Genomic DNA, 19,552 nt, shown 5'->3' with positions numbered 1-19,552 from the left:
TCAGATGATGAACGACACGCCCCCGCTATTTGATAACCGCTTCCAGCGCGAGCTGCCCGGTGATCCTGAAACCGGCGCGCGCCGCCGCGAGGTGCTGGGTGCCGCCTGGTCGGCTGTGATGCCGACGCCGGTGGCTGCACCGCGCTTGCTGGCGCACTCGGCTGAGGTCGCAGACCTGCTTGGCTTCGCCCCGGCAACGATTGCCAGCCCGGAGTTTGCGGAGGTCTTTGGCGGCAATGCCTTGTTCGCCGGCATGCAGCCGTGGGCCGCCAATTACGGAGGCCATCAGTTCGGTCATTGGGCCGGGCAGCTCGGCGATGGCCGCGCCATCTCCTTGGGGGAGTTGCTGGCCGGCGGCAAGCGCTGGGAACTGCAACTCAAAGGAGCTGGCCCAACCCCGTATTCGCGCGGTGCTGACGGGCGTGCGGTGCTGCGCTCTTCACTGCGCGAGTTCCTGTGCTCCGAGGCCATGCATCATCTCGGTGTGCCCACCACCCGCGCATTGAGCCTGGTCGGCACCGGCGAGGCGGTGATGCGTGACATGTTCTACGACGGCCATCCGCAGGCCGAACCCGGTGCGGTGGTGTGCCGGGTCGCACCGTCGTTCATCCGCTTCGGCACATTCGAGCTGCCGTCGGCGCGCGGTGATGTCGCGCTGCTGCGGCAACTGGTCGATTTCTGCATCGCCCGTGATTACCCCGAGTTGCAGGGCAGTGGCGAGGCGCTGTACGCCGACTGGTTCGCGCAGGTCTGCACGCGTACCGCGGTGATGGTCGCGCAGTGGATGCGGGTCGGCTTCGTACACGGGGTGATGAACACCGACAACATGTCCATTCTGGGTTTGACCCTGGATTACGGCCCTTACGGCTGGGTCGAGGACTACGATCCGGACTGGACGCCGAACACCACCGATGCGCAGGGCCGCCGCTACCGCTTTGGCACGCAGATGCAGGTGGCGTACTGGAATCTGGTGCGATTGGCGCAGGCGCTGTCGCCGGTGTTTGCGGAAGTCGCACCGCTGCAGGCCGGATTGGACGGCTTCCGCGAACGCTTTGAAACCGAAGAACGTGCCCATCTGGTCGCCAAGCTTGGTCTGGGCGAGTACCGGGACGGCGACGTCGAGCTGATGACGCAGTTCCAGCAGTTGCTGCAGGACGGTGAGATGGATATGACTCTGGCGTTCCGCGCCTTGGCGTCCATTGATATCGACGCGCCGCAGGCCGCCGCGCTGGAGGAGGCCTTCTATTCGCCGGCCGCCCGCGAACAGGTGCTGCCAGCGCTGGCCGACTGGCTGCAGCGCCATGCAGCGCGGGTTCGGGACGCCGGGCAGTCGCCGCAACAGCGTCGTGAAGCCATGCAGGCGGCAAATCCCAAATACGTGTTGCGCAACTGGCTGGCCCAGCAGGCCATCGACCGTGCCGAACAAGGCGACATGACCGGGATTGCTGAATTGCTAGAGGTGATGCGGCATCCTTACGACGAACAACCCGGGCGCGAGGCATTTGCCGGCAAGCGCCCGGAATGGGCGCGTGACCGCGCCGGCTGCTCGATGCTGTCGTGCAGCTCCTGAGCACCTTTCCACGAATGACTGATATGACTTCTCCTGCCTACCCCGAATGGTCGCGCCCGATCCGCGACATCGCTGATTTCCCCAAGCCCGGCATCCTGTTCAAGGACATCATCCCGCTGCTGGGCGATGGCGCCTGCTTCCGTGCCGCCGTGCAGGCCATGGCCGAGCCGTGGCGTGACGCAGGCCTGCATGCGGTGCTGGGCGTGGAGGCGCGCGGTTTCATTCTGGGTACCGCGCTGGCCCTGGAACTGGGCGTGGGCTTCGTGCCGGTGCGCAAGCCGGGCAAGCTGCCGGGCGCAACGCTGAAGCAGGAATACGCGCTGGAGTACGGCACCGATCGCATCGAAGTCAGCGTCGGCGCAACCCCGCCGGGCGCGCGCGTGCTGCTGGTCGATGACGTGCTGGCCACCGGCGGCACCTTGCTTGCCGCCTTGCAGTTGGCTGCGCAGCTTGAGGCGCAGGTTGTTGGCGGCGCGGTGCTGGTGGAGCTGGACGGACTGGGCGGCCGTGAGCGCTGGCCTGATGGTTTGCCGCTGGCCGCTACACTGGTTTATTGAGTACCTGATCCACCCCAATCCGCGGAGTCCCGAATGCCGACGTTGAGCGAGCTGCTGTCTTCCTTCGATGGTGAACAAGGGCTGCTGCTCCCTGACAGTTGGCGACAAGGACGCACCGCCTACGGCGGCGTGCTCAGTGCGCTGGCGCTTGCCGCGGCGATGCAAAGCCATGCAGGTGCGTTGCCGCCATTGCGCGCGATGCAGGTGACCTTCATCGGGCCTGCAGCCGGCCTGCTGCGTTTCGTGCCGGCGGTCCTGCGCGAGGGCAAGTCGGTGGTGAATGTCGGCGTGGATGTGTTCTCCGACGATGCCTTGGCGGCGCGCTTGTCATTGGTGTTTGGCCGCGCCCGCGAAAGCGCGGTTGCGCATGATTTCGGTGGCGAACTCCCGGCCCAGGGGCCTGCCGCGTACCGCGATTTCGACATGGCGGCGATGCCGTTCGCGCCGGCCTTTACCCAGAACTTCCAGATGCGTCCTGCCGGTGGCGCGATGCCGGTGTCGGCTGCGGAGATTCCCGAGCTGCTGACCTGGATCCGCCATCGCGACGCCGACGGGGTAGACCCGGCGGTAGCCCTGATCGCGATGGGCGATGCGATGCCGCCGGCGGCATTCACCAGTTTCCGAGCTGCTGCGCCGATCAGCTCGGTCACCTGGAACGTTGAGCTGCTTGATCCTTCGCCGGAGGGCGAATGGTTCCTGCTGCGTTCCTTCAGCCAGCATGCGGGTGACGGTTATTCGTCGCAGGACATGCAGGCCTGGGATGAGCAGGGCCGGGTGGTGATGCGCGGCCGCCAGAGCGTGGCGGTGTTTGCCTGATGCGCGCCCTGCGGGTGTTGGGTGGACTGGCGCTGCTGCTGGCGATGCTGGGCTGGAGCGCGTGGTTCGTGATCTGCAATGTCTATGAATTCTCGCCAGCACTGGACCCGCTGGCGTTCGCCGGCGGCTGGCTGCTGAGCGCGGTGTTGGCCTGGCGCGTGTTCCGTCGTGGTTTGCGCCGTATTGCCTGGCCATTGTTTGCACAGGCAAGCTGCATCGGCGTGTACCTGCTGCTGATCCATCGTGGCGTCGGCGAGGCCACTGCGCTGTCGCTGTTTGGCGCAGCCAGCGTAGCGGTTGTTGCCGCGGCATTCCGGGTGACGCTGCGCGCTCGCGCTGCCTGAAGCGGGTTCAGCGAGTCAGCTGGATGTCGCCTTCGGTCAGCGCCTGCCGCAGGAATGCCAACACTGCCGGGCCGCTTTCCCGGTCGGCGCGGGCATAGCCTTCGGCAGTGCCGCCAACCGGGATGTATGGGCCGGTGTCGCTGCGGAAGGTGGTCGGCTGCAGGAAGGGCGTGATCAGGTGACCTGCGTCGGAGTAGTACAGCAGGGCGTCCGCTTGCGGTGCGCTGCGGCGCTTCAGGCGTTGCATCGCCAATGCCGCCATCTCGCCGGAAACACCGAGCTGGTCGTCACCACCCGCGACCAGCAGCAGCGGGCCGTTGATGCGTTCGATCGGCAGCATCGCCTGCTCCAATGTTGCCGCGTGCGCGCCAGGTTGATTCCAGTTGAGCTGTTCCACATAGGGCAGGAATGGCAGGTCGCGGCCACCAACGCGCAATGCGGGCTCGTCCACGGCGCGGAAATCTGCCGGCGACACATCACGGCGGATGCCGCGGAATGGCGCAGGGCTGCCTACCCATGACACCGCTGCCTGCAGGCGCGGATCATGCACTGCGGCCGCCATCGCCACGATGCCACCCCAGGAACCCCCCATCACCCCGACCTTGCCGGCAAAGGGCTGGGTGCGCAGCCAGTCGACCGTGGTGCTGACCGGGTCGATCGGTACGCGAACCAGATCCTTGGGCAGTCCGGGCATCCGGTAATAGGCAACAGCCACAGCGACGAAACCGTTGGACGCCAACCAGGCGGCATACAGATTCGCAGTATCGATGCCGCCTTCGGCGCCGCCCAAGGTGATCACGACAGGATGGCGGCGGCCATCGTCCAGCGCACCAGCGGGGTGATAGAGATTGCCGACCACTCCTTGCAATTGCAAAGGCGTGGCAACGACGTCGGCCGCGTTGATCCGCCGCAACAGCGTCTGCTGAGCGATCCGCTCGCCCTCGACGAAGGCCTCCAGTTGCATCGCTACCGGCGTATAGCGCAGGCCGTCGGGTTCGTTGCGCATCGGCAGTGGGGTGGGTCTGCCCTTTCCGGCCGCTGGCTGCATCGACCAGAACAGCCCCATTGCATCGACACCTGCGTAGCTGCCGGCCTCGGCGCCAGCCGTGGCGGTATCGGCGATGCCGTTGTGATCGGCACGGTAGTTGGCGTGCGCCAGCCAGCGGTTGCCGCTGCTGTCCTGCATGGAAAGCTGCAGTTTCACGGCCTGGCTTGGCAGCAGCCCGGCTACGCTGATCTGCACCGGTTGATCGGCTGGACCGTCCACGGGATGTACGCGCAGTTCGGCGGCATAGGCCAGGGAGCTGCAGCTGAGCAGCAGCGGAAGCAGGAGATGCTTGAGCATGGGTGTTGTGAACGAGAAGCGGCCCGCGATGTTGCCGCTGCTGGAAATGCAACGGAACAGCTGGATGCCATCAATGGCGCAGGCCGTGCCGGGCGTGGCATGAGCCGTGCGTCTCAGCCGGCCTTGCCCATCTTTGCTTCGAAGGCGTCGCGGTGCAGCCGGCTCAGCGGCAGCTGGGTGCCATCCAGCAGTTCCAGCGTCGCATCGCCATTGCGGCGTGGCAGCAGACAGCGCACCCGTGCGCAATTGACGATGACCGCGCGCTGTACCTGCACGAAGCCGGCCGGCGCCAGCTGCTCGGCGAGCCGGCCAATGCTCTCGCGCAACAGGTGCACCTGCTTGCCGACATGCAGGCAGGCATAGTGGCCGGCGCTGTCGATGTAGTCGATGTCGGTCGGTGATACGTAGTCGCTGCGGCTGCCATTGCGGATGCATAGCGGTGCCAGCGGGTTGGGGGTCTCGCGTGCCAGATGCCTGCGCAGCCGGTCCAGTGCGACGGCAAGACGGTTGGCATCCAGTGGCTTGGGCAGATAGTCGACCGCGCCCAGTTCGTAGGAGGCCAACGCATGTTCTGCATGGGCGGTGGTGAAGATGATCGCCGGTGCAGGTGCAGCCAGGCTGCGCGCGAGCTGCAGGCCGTCTTCATCGGGCAGCTGGATGTCCAGCAACAACAGCTCGACCGGTTCGGCAGCCAGCAGCGAACGGGCCTGGGCGATGCTGGGCGCTTCGCCGACGATCTGGATATCCGCATGTGCGTCCAGCAGGTGGCGCAGTTTTTCGCGGGCCAGTGCGACGTCGTCGATCAGCAGGGTGCGGATCATGCTGCGGGCTCGCTGCTGGCAAGTGGTAACTGGATGCTGACCTGGAAGTGCGCAGCGTCGCGTTGCGCGTGCAGCGTGGCACGTTCGCCGTAAATCGCCTGCAGGCGTTCGCGGCTGGCTTGCAGGCCAATTCCCATGCCGGCGGCAGCGTCGCCAAGCGGGTTGCGGATCTGCAGGTGAAGCAGATCATCGCGCGACTCGAACTGCAGGCTGATCGTGGCGTCGTCTGTGTCCGAGGTGCTGGCGAAGCGCACGGCGTTCTCGATCAATGGCTGCAGCAGCAGGCTGGGCACGCGCGCATCCCAAGCATCGGCGCTGGCCTGCAGTCGCACCTGCACTGGCTGTTGCTGCAGCAGTCGCTGCAGTTCGATGAAGGCCATCGCCTGCGCCACTTCCTCGCGCAGGGCGACGAAGGGTTCGCTCTGCAGCAGGTTGCGCAACAACTCACCCAGCTGCGCCAAGGCAGCGTCGGCGCGCTCTGCATCGCGATAACCCAGCGCGCCGATCGCATTGAGTGCGTTGAACAGGAAGTGGTGATTCAGGCGTGCCCGCAAGGCTTGCTCGCGCGCCTGCGCCAGCAGCTCGCCACGGCGGCGATAGCGGCGGATATAGGTCAGTGCCTGGCCGATGCTGATGACAGCAACATAGGTTGGGAGCGCGAACAGGCTGGTGGCGACAACCGCATGCAGCCAGCTGTCGGGCAGCGCGCGGGGCAGCGCCAGCTGCGAGAGGTAGTAGCCAAACATCCAGCCCATCAGCGACAGCGCCGGAATGATGCCAATGCCGGCGGCCAGCAGCTTGCCCGCTGCCCGGGCATCGCGGCCCATGCCCAGTGGCCAGCGTGCGCACAGCCGCCAAAGACCAGGCGTTGCCAGCAGCCAGGGGCTGTAGATGCCAAGCAGGAACAGCAGGGAACGCATCAGCTCGACGGGAGCCAGACTGCCAGGGGAGGGGCCGGTGAGCTGTACTGCCGGCAGGGTGACCAAGATCATCAGCAGCCAACCCGCAGATACCGCACGCCACGGAAAGGCAGTGGCGTGCGTATCAGCCGCAATGCTGGAAGAGCGGGTGTCCGGCTGGAAAGTCATGTGTGCGCTCAAGCGCCGGGCTGGGCCGGCACCTGCTTACATCTTGCGAACGCGGAACCGCTTGCCCTTGATCTTGCCGGCTTCAAGGCGGGCCAGGGCCTTGCCTACCTGCTCACGGGCAATGGCCACATAGGAGCGGGTCGGGAAGATGTCGATCTTGCCGATCGCCTTGGCCGACAACCCGGCATCGCCGGTCAAAGCACCGAGGATGTCGCCAGCGCGCAGCTTGTCGGTCTTGCCGCCATCGATGCGCAGGGTGGTCATCGCTGCCTGCGGCAGCTCTGCCGGCCGCGCGGTTGCCAGCGGGGTCTTCTGCCAGTTCAGCGGCTTGCCCTGCTGTGTTTCCAGTGCATCGGCGCGGCTGCGTTCGCGGCCGGCAACCAGGCTCAACGCCAGGCCATTGCGGCCGGCGCGGCCGGTACGGCCTACGCGGTGCTGGTAGGTGTCGATGTCGGTAGGCAGCTCGTAGTTGACCACCGCAGCGAGGTCCTCCACATCCAGGCCGCGTGCGGCCACGTCACTGGCGACCAGCACGTTGCAGCTACGGTTGGAGAACTGCATCAGCACTTCGTCGCGGTCGCGCTGTTCCATGTCGCCATGCAGCGCCAACGCCGAGAAGCCGAACTGGCGCAGCGAGTTGGCCACTTCGTCCACGTCCTTGCGGGTGTTGCAGAACACCACCGCCGATTCCGGCGTATACCTCAGCAGCAAGCCGCCCAGCGCCTTCTGGCGGTTGGCCGGCTCGGTTTCGAAGAACAGCTGCTGGATGGCCGGGGCTTCGGCCTGGCCATCGACAGTGACTTCGGCCGGCTCGTTGAGCAGGGCGCGGGCCAGTTCGCGGATCGCTTCCGGGAAGGTGGCCGAGAACAGCAGGCTCTGGCGGTCCTTGTGGGTGCGGCCGGCGATTTCGCGGATCGGCTCTTCAAAACCCATGTCGAGCATGCGATCGGCTTCATCCAGCACGAAGCTGCGGACCTGGCCCAGGTTCAATGCGCGCTTGCGCGCCAGTTCCTGCACGCGGCCGGGGGTGCCGACCACGACCTGCGGGTCATGTGCTTCCAGCGAGGCCAGCTGCGGACCCAGCGGCATGCCGCCGGTGAGGATCAGCAGTTTCAGGTTGGGGATGCCGGTGGCCAGCTTGCGCAGCTGCTTGCCGACCTGATCGGCCAGTTCGCGGGTAGGGCACAGCACCAGCGCCTGAGTGCGGCTGACGGACAGGTCGAGCCGATTGAGCAGGCCCAGGCCAAAGGCGGCGGTCTTGCCGCTGCCGGTCGGGGCCTGCGCGATCACGTCGCGGCCTTCCAGGATCGGCGGCAGGGCCAGCGCCTGTACCGGCGTCATCGAGGTATAGCCCAGCGCGTCGATGCCAGGAGCGAGTGCCGGCGACAGCGGCAGGGAAGAGAAGTCAGTCATGCCATATTTTCGCAGAAGCCGGGCGGCGGCGCTTGCCTTCCTGAATGGGTAGCCCGGTCGGCTTCATCCAGTGCCGGTGGGGCGGAATCAGCTCTTGCGATTATTGGTGACAGGTTTGCTCCTGGGTGTGACGGTCTTGGCCCCGGAAGGGCGTTGGTAAACGAAGGGATAGGGCACGGCAGGTGTGTCCGGCAAGCCTGCACGCCATTGTTCGAGCACGGTAGCCACGGCCTTGCCAGTCTTGAACTGCGGTTCGGAGGGGAGCTCGCCTTGCTCCTTTTCGCGGCGGCGGACGCTGCCTGCAGCCAGTGTGTAGGCGTGGGCGAAGTCGTTGGTGGCGTTCAGGGCCTCGACCAGGAAGGCGCGGCCAAACCAGGTAGCGCTATCGGTATTGCCGCAGCCAAAGGATGGGCGGTCCTTGCGCGCGGCAGTGATCACCATGCGCTGCGGAGACATCAGTGCCGGCACGAAGGCGCCCGAGAAACAGGCCGAGACCACGATCACCGCATTGCCGATCTGGGCTTGATCCAGTATCCGCGCGAGCTGTGCCGGTGCCAGATAGTCTTCCTGGTCGCGGCCGGTGTGCAGGTAGACGCTGTTGTCATGCAGACCATGGCTGGTCAGGTAGAGGAACAACACGTCTTCATCCGGGTCCAGCTTCTGCCCGAGTCCATTGAGGGCATGGCCGATGCTGTCGGCGGTAGCCAGAACCTGCGGCGGGCCGCCATGGCCCAGGGCGGGCTGGTTGACCAGGCTGATCATGCGGCCTTCGGCACCCCAGCGTGTTGCCGACAGTTGCCGCAGGTAGGCCACTTCATTGGGGAACACGTCTTCGTCGGCATCGCCGGCCACGCCGAGCACGTAGATGTCGGTGACACCGGGGCGCTGGGCCGGCAAGTGCGCCAATGCGGCGTCCAGCATCGTGAGCTGGCTGCCTTCGAGTTTGGGTGTGGTGGCTTGCCGCTCGGTTGCTGCGGCGGTGCCGGCGAATGCAGGCCAGGCCGCACAGGCCGCCAAAAACACGTTGGCGACGGCTTTCATCAGCCGGGTTGGGGAATGCTGGGAACCGCGTTGGGCTGCCATTGCCGTAATCCATGACGGTGGGTATGGCAACACGGTCGAGCTGACCGTGCTGCATCCAGTGCGCGCCAGGAGGCGGCCTTGGTGGCTATGGTGCCGGAGTTGGCGCCTGGATGCGTAGTGGATGCTTTTGCAGGTGTTGGGACCGCGCGCCGTAGCTGGCGTAATCCCGTAGCGGTCAGCGCGACGCTCAGTCCGCCAGCGATGACCAGCCATAGGCCAGGGCACACTTCTTCCTGAGATTCTCAAGCTGCTCGGCGGCATTGATTGCGCTGTTGGCGCGGTAGACCAGATCTTCCAGCCTGCACAGGACGTCGGCCTGCTCATCATCGTCCGGTACAACCTCGACAATCCGGTCGACAAGCTGGTGCATCTCCAGCAGCTTCTGTTTGCGCTCGTATTCGCCAAGCGCGGTAGCGTCCTGCACGACCTGCTGTGCCAGAACGTCGAAGTGATCGCGCAACTTCTCGTAGTCCATACAGCACCTGCTGTTATGACTGCCAGCCAATAGCCTGTAATGGTGCTGTCGGGGATACCACTACCTCAATGAGGGATACACCTTACTTGGCCTAGGATTTATCTGACAAAGCCGTTGTCGAGGGGCTGGAAGGGCGCCCAGGGGGCTTGCATTGCCAATCAGGCGCCGGCGTCGATATCGACATCAGCGTCGTGGGGGGGATTGATCCCGGGCGGCCTGCCTGGTCGGCCAAGAACGGTGCTGTCTTACGGTGTGATGGCGTAGATGTAGAAGTCGTTGTCGCGCGCCCACCCGAGCGCTTCATAGAGTCTTTGCGCTGGGATGTTGTCCTTCGCGGTCTGCAACTCAATGCGTCCAGCACCAAGCCCCTTCGCAACAGAAACCGCAGCGACCATCAGTTTTCTGGCCACGCCCAGGCGGCGAGCGTCTGGAGACACGAACAGGTCGTAGAGAACGTAGCTTTTGGTAGCACCAACGGAATCGAACAGCGGATAGAGTTGGGTGAAGCCGAGAAGACTGCTGGTGGAATCAGCCGCAACCAGGATCAGGGAAGATCCCTCCCGCAGACGGGCGCCAATGAACTCCCGGGCCAAGCCGGGATTGGAAATTTGACCATAGAACTGCCGGTATTGATCAAAGAGCGAGGCGACGGGTTCCATGTCAGCAGCAGTGGCAGGACGAACGGAAATTTCCACTTCTATCTCCTTGCGATTGGTTCTGATGGCTTCGGCGAATCGCGGTTCGTCAACCTGGACCATCACATTCCGCCACGCGGGAGCGGGCTCTGGTGCCCACCTGAGCTACGAGACGGGCAGGACAGGCCGCGAGGAATGAGGCCGCGCCATGAAGCCAGGGTACGGGCCAAGACAGCCTTGATTGCTGCTCGTAAATGGGGGAGGGGCGCGAGGCTGTGATGAGTGCCTGGGCTGATCAGCGCCTCATGTGCGGGTTGAAGGCGGCATTGATCAGCGCGACTGCCCCGACCAGCTCTGCAATCAGTCATCTGTCCATGCACAAGGAAAGATGCCGACCTGCGGAGGCCGCAGACAATCAGGCTTGGGAAGGGGGTCAGGCTGCGACAAGGCTCTCTACGGGAATGCCAAGGTTCCTGTGTAGCTTGCGGATCATTGGGAGTGTCAGCTCGCGCTTGCCGTTCAGTACCTCATATACCCGGTTCGGCTGACCAATGCTGGAGACCAGGTCCTTTACCGTGAGCCCAGATTGCTCCATGCGGAATTTGATGGCCGCAATAGGATTGGGCGCTTCAAGCGCATAGTGTTTTGCTTCATAAGCCTGCACCAGCGTGACGAGGACATCGAGGCGATCACCCTCTGGAGTGTCAGGAAGGGCCATCATCAGGCCGTCGATTTCGCCGAGCATTGCACGGTAATCGGCTTCATTTTTAATGGGTTTGATATCCATGGATCACCTCAAATGGTTTGAGCGTCGATGGCGTCGTACTGCGGATGAGTACCAATGAAACGCACGTATACGACTCGATAGTGATAGTTGATCCAGACGATCAACCTGTACTTGTTGCCTGCGATGTTGAAGACAACTCTGCTGTCCTTGAGGATGCTTGCACTGCCGAAATCCGACTTGACCTCCGCTGGCTGGCTCCAGTCCGCCGCTGCAACATGTTTGTACCAAGCCATCGTCGGCTCTTCGGCATCGGCATATTCAGGTTTGTCTTGCCAGAACGCCTTGAGCGTCGAAAGGGCTATGACTCGCATGGTGGCAACCATAGTCCCAAATTGGGACTGTGGCAAGGTGCTGTTAGTCCAGAGTCGCCGGTTGGTCAGGCCCCGCCCTTCCAGGAACTAGAGCCAAGGGGCCTTCCAGCGCGGGCAAGTGGAGCGTCGGGATGAAGCCACAGCGCGAGAAGCTTCCCTCCAAATGCTCAAGGGCACTCCCGCAGTCGCGTGGACGCGGAAACAAAAAAGCCGGAAACCCATGAATCTGTTGGGTTTCCGGCCTGATCGGGACCTTGACGGTCCATCTAATGGTGGTGGGCGCACCTGAACAAGGTTCATATCTACTTGTATTTAATGCGTTTTTCTTGGATTAATTGTTAGAGTACCCTCAAAAATACCCGCAAAGGTTGGTGGTGCTAGCGAAAGTACCCGCGATGACGGCGTTCCGTTCAGTGGGCTTCCTTGGTGCATCAGGATCAGGTACTTGCTTCATCTGGCCGTACCGCTGCCCTCATCACTACGCAGAAAGCGGAAGACTATTGAGCTCTGCGCGTGCTTCCCGCCATCGCGGGAAGTGTTCATCAAGCAGTGCGATAAAGCGTTCGTCGTGGGTTGGCGCGATAAGGTGTGCCATCTCGTGGACCACCACATACTCGAGCAGGTGCCGCGGCTTCTTCACCAGCTCCGTGTTCAGGCGGATATGGCCGCGGGCATGGTTGCAGCTGCCCCAGCGGGTCTTCATGCGTTGCAGGTAGTAGGCCTGCACCTTCACCCCTAGTCGTAACTCCCAGGCGTGAATGAGATCGGGCAGCACGGCATGCAGCTGCGCCTTGTGCCAGGCGTGCATCACTTCGGAGCGCTTCGCCTCGTCGGTGCCGGGGCGAACACTCAGCGTGATGCGCTTGTGATCGAGGCGGACACCGGGTTTGGCATCGACGATCTGCACATCGAGCAGATAGCGACGCCCCCACAGGCTGTGGCTCTCGCGGGTGACATGGCGGCGCGGTGCCTCGCGGGCCTGCGCGCGGAACCCGGCCTGCTGTTTCCGGATCCAGCCCAGCCGGGTGATGGCATAGGCCCGAAGCACGTCCAGGCGCGAGCGCATGGGTGCGACCAGCGTGACCCGGCCTTCTGGCGGATGCACGGCCAGGTGTACGTTCTTGACGTCCTTGCGCGTCACCGCGATTTCGATGTCGCCCAGCAGGAAGGTGTCCATCAACGGTAGCCAGCCTGGTTTTTGACCAGCTCGTACAGCTTGATCATGGCCTCACGGTTGCCGTCAACCACCGCAAGCAGGGCGCGCTGCACGGCGCGCTCCTTGATCGCGTCACCCTTCCAGCCGGCCGGGACATCGGTGCGCATGACCGCGTCGATCTTCACCGCCATGCCGATCAGCTCGCTGCCGTGCAGCGGCGCATCATCGGCAACGTGCGTGGCATCGACGGGCCTGGCCAGGATGTCTGGCAGGTTGCGGTAGATAAGGGAGGCCTCGGGCTTGTCACGCAAGGCCTCGGGCACCTGCTCGCCACCGGCTGCATGCGTCGCCAGCTTCCTGGCCAGTGCTTCGGCCTGCCTCAGGAACTCCGCGTAGCTTTCCGCATCGGCGCGCGACTGCTTGATCAGCTCGTCCAGCAGGCTCGACATCTCCTTGAAGAAGCGCGGATCGGTCAGCCGCTCCTGGATGATGGCCTTGCGCACGTTGTTGATGATGCCCTCGGCCACCGCCTTGTTGCTGCTGCCCTTGGCATTGAGCTTTTGCGCGATGGCGTCGTGGATGCCGCTCTTGACGATCAAATCCACCAGCGACAGGTCGCCCATGTCACCCAGTTCGCGGGCTTCATCGGCGCGCACGTAGCGGTTGAGCAGGTCGCGCATATCGCCCTCGAAGGGCTTGATGTCGAACTCCTCACCGGAGTGGTTCTTGATGGCCGCGCGCATCTCGGCGTAGAAGGCCACTTCCTGCTCCAGCCGGGCAATCGTGGCCTCGTCGTAGCCGGCGTTCGACAACTCGCTGCCAATGTCCGCCCAGGCCCGCACGAACGCCGTCACCAGCTTGTAAAAGGAAATGCGCAGCGGCTCGGCCTGTTCCAGCGCCTCGGCGTCCTGCGCTTCGCCGCAGAAGTAAGCGATGAACTGCTCCAGCTCACGCGGTGCCAGCACCGGTTCGCACAGGTGCAGCAGCGCCTCGCGGCTCTCCTCCAGCTTCTTCACGCCTTCGCTGATCCAGTCCTTCAGGGTGATATTGCCGTCTTGCCCGTCCTTGCCATCCACCACCAGCTGGTCGGAGCTGTAGACCGAAATGGCCTCCTGCACCTTGCCGAACAGCTCCTTGAAATCGACGATGTAACCGTAGTCCTTGTCATCACCGTCCAGGCGATTGGTGCGGCAGATCGCCTGGAACAGGTCGTGGTCGCGCAGGTTGCGGTCCAGGTAGATGTAGGAGCAACTGGGCGCGTCAAAGCCGGTCAACAGCTTGCTCACCACGATCAGCAGCTTGCAGTTGGCCGGCTCGTCCTTGAAGCGCCGCTTCATCTCCGCTTCGTATTTGTCGGTGCTGTCGAAATCCTTGAGCACCCAATCCCGGTAGGTGTCGTATTTGTAGCGGTAATCGCTGCCGGCCGGTTCCTTCGAATACTGGGTCTTGTCCGGCTCGAAGGAGGTGATGATGCCGACGTGCCGGCCGAAACTGGTGTTCTGGAACAGGCGGAAATAGTGGCAGGCGTCGTAGATCTCGTCGGCCACCAGGATCGCCGTGCCACGCCCGTCGTTCAGGCGGCGGCGCGTGTCGAAGTCCTCCAGGATGCTGCCGATGATGCGGTCCTTGCGCTCGGCCGAGCTGAGCAGCTCCTCCATCGTGGCCCAGCGCTTGCGCAATGCCGCCTTCTGGAAATTGTTGAGGTGCCTGGTCTTGTTGGCGAAGTACTCTTCGATCTTCTTCTGGTTGCCCAGCGCCTGCGGCACCTCGCGCGCCTCGTACTTCAGGTCCAGCACCACCTTGTCGGCCACCGCTTCGGGGAATTTGTAGGTGTGGATGTAGGTGCCGAATACGTCGTGGGTGGTCTGTTTGTCCTTGCGCAGCAGCGGCGTGCCGGTGAAACCGATGAAGATCGCATCGCCCAGCCAGCGCTTCATCTGCTTGTTCATGTCGCCGCCCTGGGTGCGATGGGCTTCGTCCACGAATACGTAGAAGCGCCCGTGCGCCGGCGGCGGCAGGCCGGTCAGGTCAGTGGTGTCGAACTTGTGGATCAGCGCGCACAACAGCCGTGGCGTGGTTGCGCCCAGTTTGTCCACCAGGTCGGCACGTGAGCCCACCCGGGTGGAATCCAGCCCGGAGTTCTTCAATACCTTGGTGATCTGCTCATCCAGCTCCTCGCGGTCGGTGATGACCAGGATGCGGGCATTGGCGTCGTCCTCCAGCAGCCATTTGGCCAGCAGCACCATCAGGATGCTCTTGCCGCTGCCCTGGGTATGCCAGATCACCCCGCCTTCGCGTTTGCGGGTGCGCTCCTGCGCGGCCTTGATGCCGGCGTACTGGTGTTGCCTGGGCACCTTCTTGATGCCGGCGTCGAAGATCACGAAGTGGTAGAGGAAATCCAGCAGCCGCGCCTTGTCCAGCATCTGCGCCAATGGCCGGTCCAGCAGCACGCCGGGCTCGCCAGCGGCCAGGCCGGCCTCGTCCTTCCACTGCACATAGAACGCTTCCGGGCTGCCCACGGTGCCGTAATACAGGCCTTGCGCATCGTTGCCGGCCAACAGCAGCTGCACCGTGCTGAAGAACGCCTGGTTGAAGGCCGGCTCCTGGTTGCTGATCAGCTGCCGGATGCCCTCGGCCTTGTCCTTGCTGCCCCGCTTGAGTTCGATCACCACCATGGCGATGCCGTTGATATACAGCACCATGTCCGGGCGGCGCTCGAAGCTACCGCGCAGGGTGACTTCCTCGGCCAGCGCGAAATCGTTGTTGTCCGGGTTGGCCCAGTCGATGAAGTGGACCTTCCGGGTTTGTTCGCCCAGCGCGGTCTGCACGTCAGCGCCATAGCGCAGCAGGCCATAGGTGCGGAAGTTGGCGTCGTACAGGGTATTGCCGTGGATCTCGGCGGCAGTTTGCAGCTGGCGCAACGCCGCCGATACCTGCGCATCGGTGTAGCCGCGCCGTTTCAGGTTGGCGCTGAGGTAGTCCGGCTCGATGTTGCGGTTGCCCTCGCGCTTGCTCCAGTCGCCCAGGTGGTCGTAACCCAGGCAGCCCGCACGCGCGCTGTCAGTGAACAGCCTGGCCACACGGTTCTGGGTGGTGCGCTCGGCGCGTACGCGTCCGGGTGTTGTATTCATCTTGTGGACTCCCCCTGTCGTCCTTGATTCAGACCAGCCGGATCCGGCCGGTCAGCAGTGCCTGCATCATGCCCTGCTTGAGCTGCACGGTTTTGGCGCGCTGGGCTTCGAGCGCGGTGAGTTCGGTGTCCATGTCGCACAACACCTTAGAGATTTCCGATTGCTCGTCTGTATCTTTAGGAATAGGTATCTCGATCTTCAGCGCTTGACTTGGATGGATTCGCTGATGGCTCCCTGTCGTTCCGATTGCATGTAATTCCATCTCCACACTGACATGACTAGACCGACAGGCAAGCAGCAAAAACTCTCTATCAATCGATTTATTTGGAACAAGAACCAAGAATTCCGTTGAGCAAACTGAATTCGCTGGTATTTCGGCTGGGGCCCAGACTCTCGGAATGCGCGGGTTGAGTTTAGATAGCAGTACCGCATCCTGCGGCACAACAAATTTGTTGCTGCCGATAGACGATCCCGCCTCGACAATAGGTGCTTCTAAGGCATCGAACGCAGGCAAGCTGAAATGTGTGAAAAGAGCCCCCGGCGTCGCCGATGGGTTGATGCCTGCCTTGGATAGTTGTGCCAATTCCCCTAACCGCTTCACCTCCCACTCCCCACTGAATCCCGGCAGGCGGCGCTTGCCGGTGAGCAGTTCCTGCATCGCGCCTTGCTTGATGGCGCGCTTCTTGGCGATCAGCGTGTCCTGCGCGGCCAGTAGCGCATCCATATCGCTGAGGGCGTTTGCAATAGCGGATTGTTCTACCTTGTCTTGAGGGAAGCTGATGGAAAGCTTCTTGAGCGAAGATTGGTTGATATTTGTGTTTGCGCTGACGGTACTACTGGAGATCAATGACTTCCGAAAGCCGTCCAGAAAGAAGCAATGCTCCGCAAACTTTCCGAGCAGTTCGCCGTCGATGCGAAATCGCAGGAGAAAGCCGCTAAACACCGTGTTCGGAAGATTTTCTGAAACAAGTGTCGTAAGACCAACCCCATCAGGCTTAACCGATGAACGAACGAAGAGAACATCGTCCTCTTGTAGATCATAGGTGCGACGGTCATCTTCGCTAGAGTTCACTAAGCCAAGTTCAGGCTCCCCAAGCGACAACTTCGACCTGCCGAATACATCAAGCAGATTAACCAATGGATGACCATGCCCGAAGTCTTCGGCGGACTTGTTGATCCCGTTCTTAAACTTCCCCAACTCGCCAAGGGTTTTCGAGCTCCATCCATTCGGAATGGCCGGAGTATCTGCTTGCATGTGAGAAAAAGTCATTTCCACGCAAACCCCATCTTCGCCAGATGCCCGGCCACCTTGGTTTCCAGTTTTTCCACCTGCGCAGCCAACTGCGGCAGCGGTGCGTCATAGCGCTCGGCCAGTTCCTTTACCCGGCAGGTCAAGGTCTGCGATACACGCTCCACTTCGCCCTGCACGGCGGCGGACAGCGTGGCCAGCCATTTGTCATCCACCACCAGGGCCTGGATGTCGGCCACTGACAGCTGCGGGTATTTGGCCAGGGCCTTGGCGTCGAGCTCGGCGTCCAGTGCCTTGAGTTGCTTTTTCAGCGCGGCCACTTCGCCGGTCAGCGCCAGCCACTGCTTCAGCACCGCCAGCTCCTCGGCACCGTCCGGGTCCTTGCCGATTTCGCGGATGCGGTCCTTCACCAGTGCCGCCGTGACACGGTCGAACCCGGCAAAGGCCATGTCCTCGCCGCTGTGTTCTTCTTCCAAGGCTTCCAACGCACTGCTGGCACTGTCCAGCGCAGCGCTGGCGGCATCAAGTGCCTGCTGTTCGGCAGCGAAGTAACGCGCCACAACCAGCGGCTTGGGCACCAGGTCGCAGGCCCAGCCCTTGTCCTTGCGCTGGCCTTTCTTGTTGGTCTCGATGATGCGTGCTGGCTCGGCCTTCCAGCCATCGGCAGACAGCAGGTAGGCATCGTCCTGCATCGTCTGTGCCCAGTAGTCCATCAGGTGCTGGTAGATGGTGTAGGCATCGAGCAGCGGCGCCTTGGCATAGGCGGCCAGCAGGCTTTCGGACACTTCATGGATGAACTGCTTGGGGGAGCCGCCTTCCGCAAAACCGGCCAATGTCGGGCGAATGTGCTGCTGCCAACGGGTTTGCAGTTCGGCCGCCGTGGCCTGGAAGGCCTGGAACTGGGCGTGGCCGAGGATGGCGGATTTCACCTCGGCCTGCGGCCGCGTCAGTTGCAGGTAGCCGGGGCGGCCGGCGTCCTCGAACAGGGCCGCGCGCAGGGCGGGCATGCTGGCCCAGTAGGTCGCCAGTGCGTCCACGTCGCGCTGCGGGATACCGCCGAGCAGGTGGCCTTCGATGTCCTGCAGGTCTTCGGCGGCGCTGCTGTCGATATAGCGCTGCAGGTTGAGGTTGTAGTCGTTCCTGGCATCGCGGATCTCGTCGAAGCCGACCATGCGCGCATAGCCGGGCACGTCCTGCGCCTTGTTGAAGGTGTCGACGATACGGTGGATGTCCTGCTCGCGCAGGCGGTTCTTGGCGCCGTCCTTCAGGAACCCCTTGCTGGCATCGATCATGAAGATGCCGCGGCGGGCGCTGGCGTTGTCCTTGTCCAGCAGCAGGATGCAGGCGGGGATGCCGGTGCCGTAGAACAGGTTGGCCGGCAGGCCGACGATGCCGGTCAGGTAGCCGCTGTCGACCAGCTGGCGGCGGATCTGGCTTTCCGCATTGCCACGGAACAGCACGCCGTGCGGCAGGATGCAGGCGCCTTTGCCGCTGGCCTTGAGGCTGCGGAGGATGTGCAGCAGGTAGGCGTAGTCGCCCTGTTTGGCCGGCGGCACGCCCCAGGCGAAGCGCTGGAAGGGGTCGGCATCCGGGGTGAGGCCGCTGCTCCAGGCCTTGTCCGAGAACGGCGGGTTGGCAACCACGTAGTCGAAGGTCCTGAGCCGCTCGCCGTCCTTGAACTTGGGGTCGGCCAGGGTGTTGCCCGACTGCACGGACGCATCCGGGAAATCGTGCAGGATCATGTTCATGCGCGCCAGGCCGGCAGTGGTGGCCGAGATTTCCTGCCCGTACAGGGTGATGGGCTTGCCCGCTTCGGCGGCCACCTTCAACAGCAGCGACCCTGACCCGCAAGTCGGGTCATAGGCGGTGGTCTGGCGGTTGGTGTTGTGCGGGCCGATGCCGATCAGCTGGGCGATGGTGCGGCTGACTTCGGCCGGGGTGTAGAACTGGCCCTTGCTCTTGCCCGAATCCTGGGCGAAGTGGCGCATCAGGTATTCGTAGGCATCGCCAAGGATGTCGTCGTGCTCGGCGCGGTTGTCGGAAAAATCCAGCGCCGGGTCTTCGAAGATGGCGACCAGGTTGGTCAGCTTGTCCTGGCGTTCCTTGCCTTCGCCCAGTTTCTTGGGGTCGTCGAAGTCGGGGAAGTCACTGAGTGACAGGCTGCTGCTGTTGGCGTCCACCAGCGGCTGGATGACCCGGGTGTTGATGCGCTCGCCGATGTCCGGCTTGCCCTTGAAGGCCACCATGTCGGCAAAGCTGGCCCCGGCCGGGATCACCAGCGGTGCCAGATCGTCGCCGGCGTACTTGTCGCTGACGTACTTGATGAACAGCATGAACAGGACGTAGTCCTTGTACTCGGACGGCTCCATGCCGCCGCGCAGTTCGTCGCAGCTGGCCCAGAGGGAGGAATAGAGGTCGGACTTTTTGATGGGCATGGTTGATCAGGACTGGAATAGCAAGGCCCGCCCTGTACGGGCGGGCCGGTGGGGTGCAGCGCGGCGGTGTCAGGCCGTCACTGGCGCAAGCGCGGGGTTCAAGGATGCTATGACGAACTGTTTTTTGCCATTGCAAAAACTTCGCGCTGCTTTGATGCTCTGGCCCAAGGCGGCCAACAGGTGTTCTGCTTCAGCTTCCAATGTTGGCGCGTGGCCGCGCCACCGGAGGATGGTGTCCCAAATCAGTACGGCCGAGCGCCATCGGCGGCGCATGACTATCCGATAACGATAGCGACCTCCTGACAAGACCTCACTTCCGCCGCCGATCAATCTTCG

The 19,552-nt window shown here is 63.2% G+C and carries 17 protein-coding genes; 4 read left to right on the top strand and 13 right to left on the bottom strand.

Annotated features, from left to right (window positions below; translation table 11 throughout):
• Window positions 1–7 precede the first annotated feature (7 nt).
• The 4 genes from AC13FW_RS05825 to AC13FW_RS05810 are packed head-to-tail and all read left to right on the top strand — an operon-like array spanning window position 8 to window position 3,287.
• Window positions 8–1,570, top strand: a complete 1,563-nt coding sequence (locus tag AC13FW_RS05825; protein WP_482988492.1) for a protein adenylyltransferase SelO — start codon at window positions 8–10, stop codon at window positions 1,568–1,570.
• Between the two features lie 14 nt (window positions 1,571–1,584).
• Window positions 1,585–2,127 (top strand): adenine phosphoribosyltransferase, encoded by a 543-nt coding sequence (locus AC13FW_RS05820; protein WP_296246299.1) that lies wholly within the window; start codon window positions 1,585–1,587, stop codon window positions 2,125–2,127.
• Between the two features lie 33 nt (window positions 2,128–2,160).
• On the top strand, window positions 2,161–2,943 hold the full coding sequence (locus tag AC13FW_RS05815; protein WP_482988491.1) for a thioesterase family protein: 783 nt from the start codon (window positions 2,161–2,163) through the stop codon (window positions 2,941–2,943).
• On the top strand, window positions 2,943–3,287 hold the full coding sequence (locus AC13FW_RS05810; RefSeq protein WP_482988490.1) for a hypothetical protein: 345 nt from the start codon (window positions 2,943–2,945) through the stop codon (window positions 3,285–3,287). The genes AC13FW_RS05815 and AC13FW_RS05810 overlap by 1 nt, the downstream gene beginning before the upstream one ends.
• A gap of 7 nt (window positions 3,288–3,294) precedes the next feature.
• Here the strand turns inward: AC13FW_RS05810 and AC13FW_RS05805 are convergent, their stop codons facing one another.
• From AC13FW_RS05805 to AC13FW_RS05745, 13 genes are all read right to left on the bottom strand, one after another.
• On the bottom strand, window positions 3,295–4,632 hold the full coding sequence (locus tag AC13FW_RS05805) for an acyl-CoA thioesterase/bile acid-CoA:amino acid N-acyltransferase family protein (protein WP_482988489.1): 1,338 nt from the start codon (window positions 4,630–4,632) through the stop codon (window positions 3,295–3,297).
• 113 nt (window positions 4,633–4,745) lie between these two features.
• Entirely contained in the window at window positions 4,746–5,453 is a 708-nt protein-coding gene (locus AC13FW_RS05800) for a LytR/AlgR family response regulator transcription factor (RefSeq protein ID WP_482988488.1), read from the bottom strand.
• Window positions 5,450–6,541: a sensor histidine kinase gene (locus tag AC13FW_RS05795; protein ID WP_482988487.1), complete on the bottom strand. Its 1,092-nt coding sequence runs from the start codon at window positions 6,539–6,541 to the stop codon at window positions 5,450–5,452. Before AC13FW_RS05795 ends, AC13FW_RS05800 begins: the two co-directional genes overlap by 4 nt.
• Before the next feature lie 36 nt (window positions 6,542–6,577).
• Complete coding sequence (dbpA, locus tag AC13FW_RS05790) at window positions 6,578–7,954, bottom strand: ATP-dependent RNA helicase DbpA (RefSeq protein ID WP_481548149.1); 1,377 nt, start codon at window positions 7,952–7,954, stop codon at window positions 6,578–6,580.
• 87 nt (window positions 7,955–8,041) lie between these two features.
• The gene (locus AC13FW_RS05785; RefSeq protein WP_482988486.1) at window positions 8,042–8,995 is read right to left on the bottom strand and encodes a C13 family peptidase; all 954 of its coding nucleotides are present in this window, start codon (window positions 8,993–8,995) and stop codon (window positions 8,042–8,044) included.
• A gap of 229 nt (window positions 8,996–9,224) precedes the next feature.
• Window positions 9,225–9,512 (bottom strand): hypothetical protein, encoded by a 288-nt coding sequence (locus tag AC13FW_RS05780; protein ID WP_481533380.1) that lies wholly within the window; start codon window positions 9,510–9,512, stop codon window positions 9,225–9,227.
• A 245-nt stretch (window positions 9,513–9,757) separates the two neighbouring features.
• On the bottom strand, window positions 9,758–10,270 hold the full coding sequence (locus AC13FW_RS05775) for a GNAT family N-acetyltransferase (protein WP_482988485.1): 513 nt from the start codon (window positions 10,268–10,270) through the stop codon (window positions 9,758–9,760).
• Window positions 10,271–10,580: 310 nt separating this feature from the next.
• Complete coding sequence (locus AC13FW_RS05770; RefSeq protein WP_482988484.1) at window positions 10,581–10,934, bottom strand: helix-turn-helix domain-containing protein; 354 nt, start codon at window positions 10,932–10,934, stop codon at window positions 10,581–10,583.
• Window positions 10,935–10,942: 8 nt separating this feature from the next.
• Complete coding sequence (locus AC13FW_RS05765; protein WP_482988483.1) at window positions 10,943–11,257, bottom strand: type II toxin-antitoxin system HigB family toxin; 315 nt, start codon at window positions 11,255–11,257, stop codon at window positions 10,943–10,945.
• 466 nt (window positions 11,258–11,723) lie between these two features.
• Window positions 11,724–12,422, bottom strand: coding sequence for a M48 family metallopeptidase (locus AC13FW_RS05760; protein WP_482988482.1), 699 nt, complete (start codon window positions 12,420–12,422; stop codon window positions 11,724–11,726).
• Window positions 12,422–15,532: a type I restriction endonuclease subunit R gene (locus tag AC13FW_RS05755; RefSeq protein ID WP_482988481.1), complete on the bottom strand. Its 3,111-nt coding sequence runs from the start codon at window positions 15,530–15,532 to the stop codon at window positions 12,422–12,424. The genes AC13FW_RS05760 and AC13FW_RS05755 overlap by 1 nt, the downstream gene beginning before the upstream one ends.
• Window positions 15,533–15,560: 28 nt before the next feature.
• Window positions 15,561–16,802, bottom strand: coding sequence for a restriction endonuclease subunit S (locus AC13FW_RS05750; RefSeq protein ID WP_482988634.1), 1,242 nt, complete (start codon window positions 16,800–16,802; stop codon window positions 15,561–15,563).
• Window positions 16,799–19,216 carry a type I restriction-modification system subunit M gene (locus AC13FW_RS05745; protein ID WP_482988480.1) on the bottom strand — a complete coding sequence of 806 codons (2,418 nt, stop codon included), beginning with the start codon at window positions 19,214–19,216 and terminating at the stop codon, window positions 16,799–16,801. The genes AC13FW_RS05750 and AC13FW_RS05745 overlap by 4 nt, the downstream gene beginning before the upstream one ends.
• Window positions 19,217–19,552: the final 336 nt, after the last annotated feature.

The organism is Stenotrophomonas sp. 21LCFQ19, from assembly GCF_056861425.1.
The sequence above is the reverse complement of the archived record's forward strand: the minus strand, read 5'-3'. Positions and strand labels throughout refer to the sequence as shown.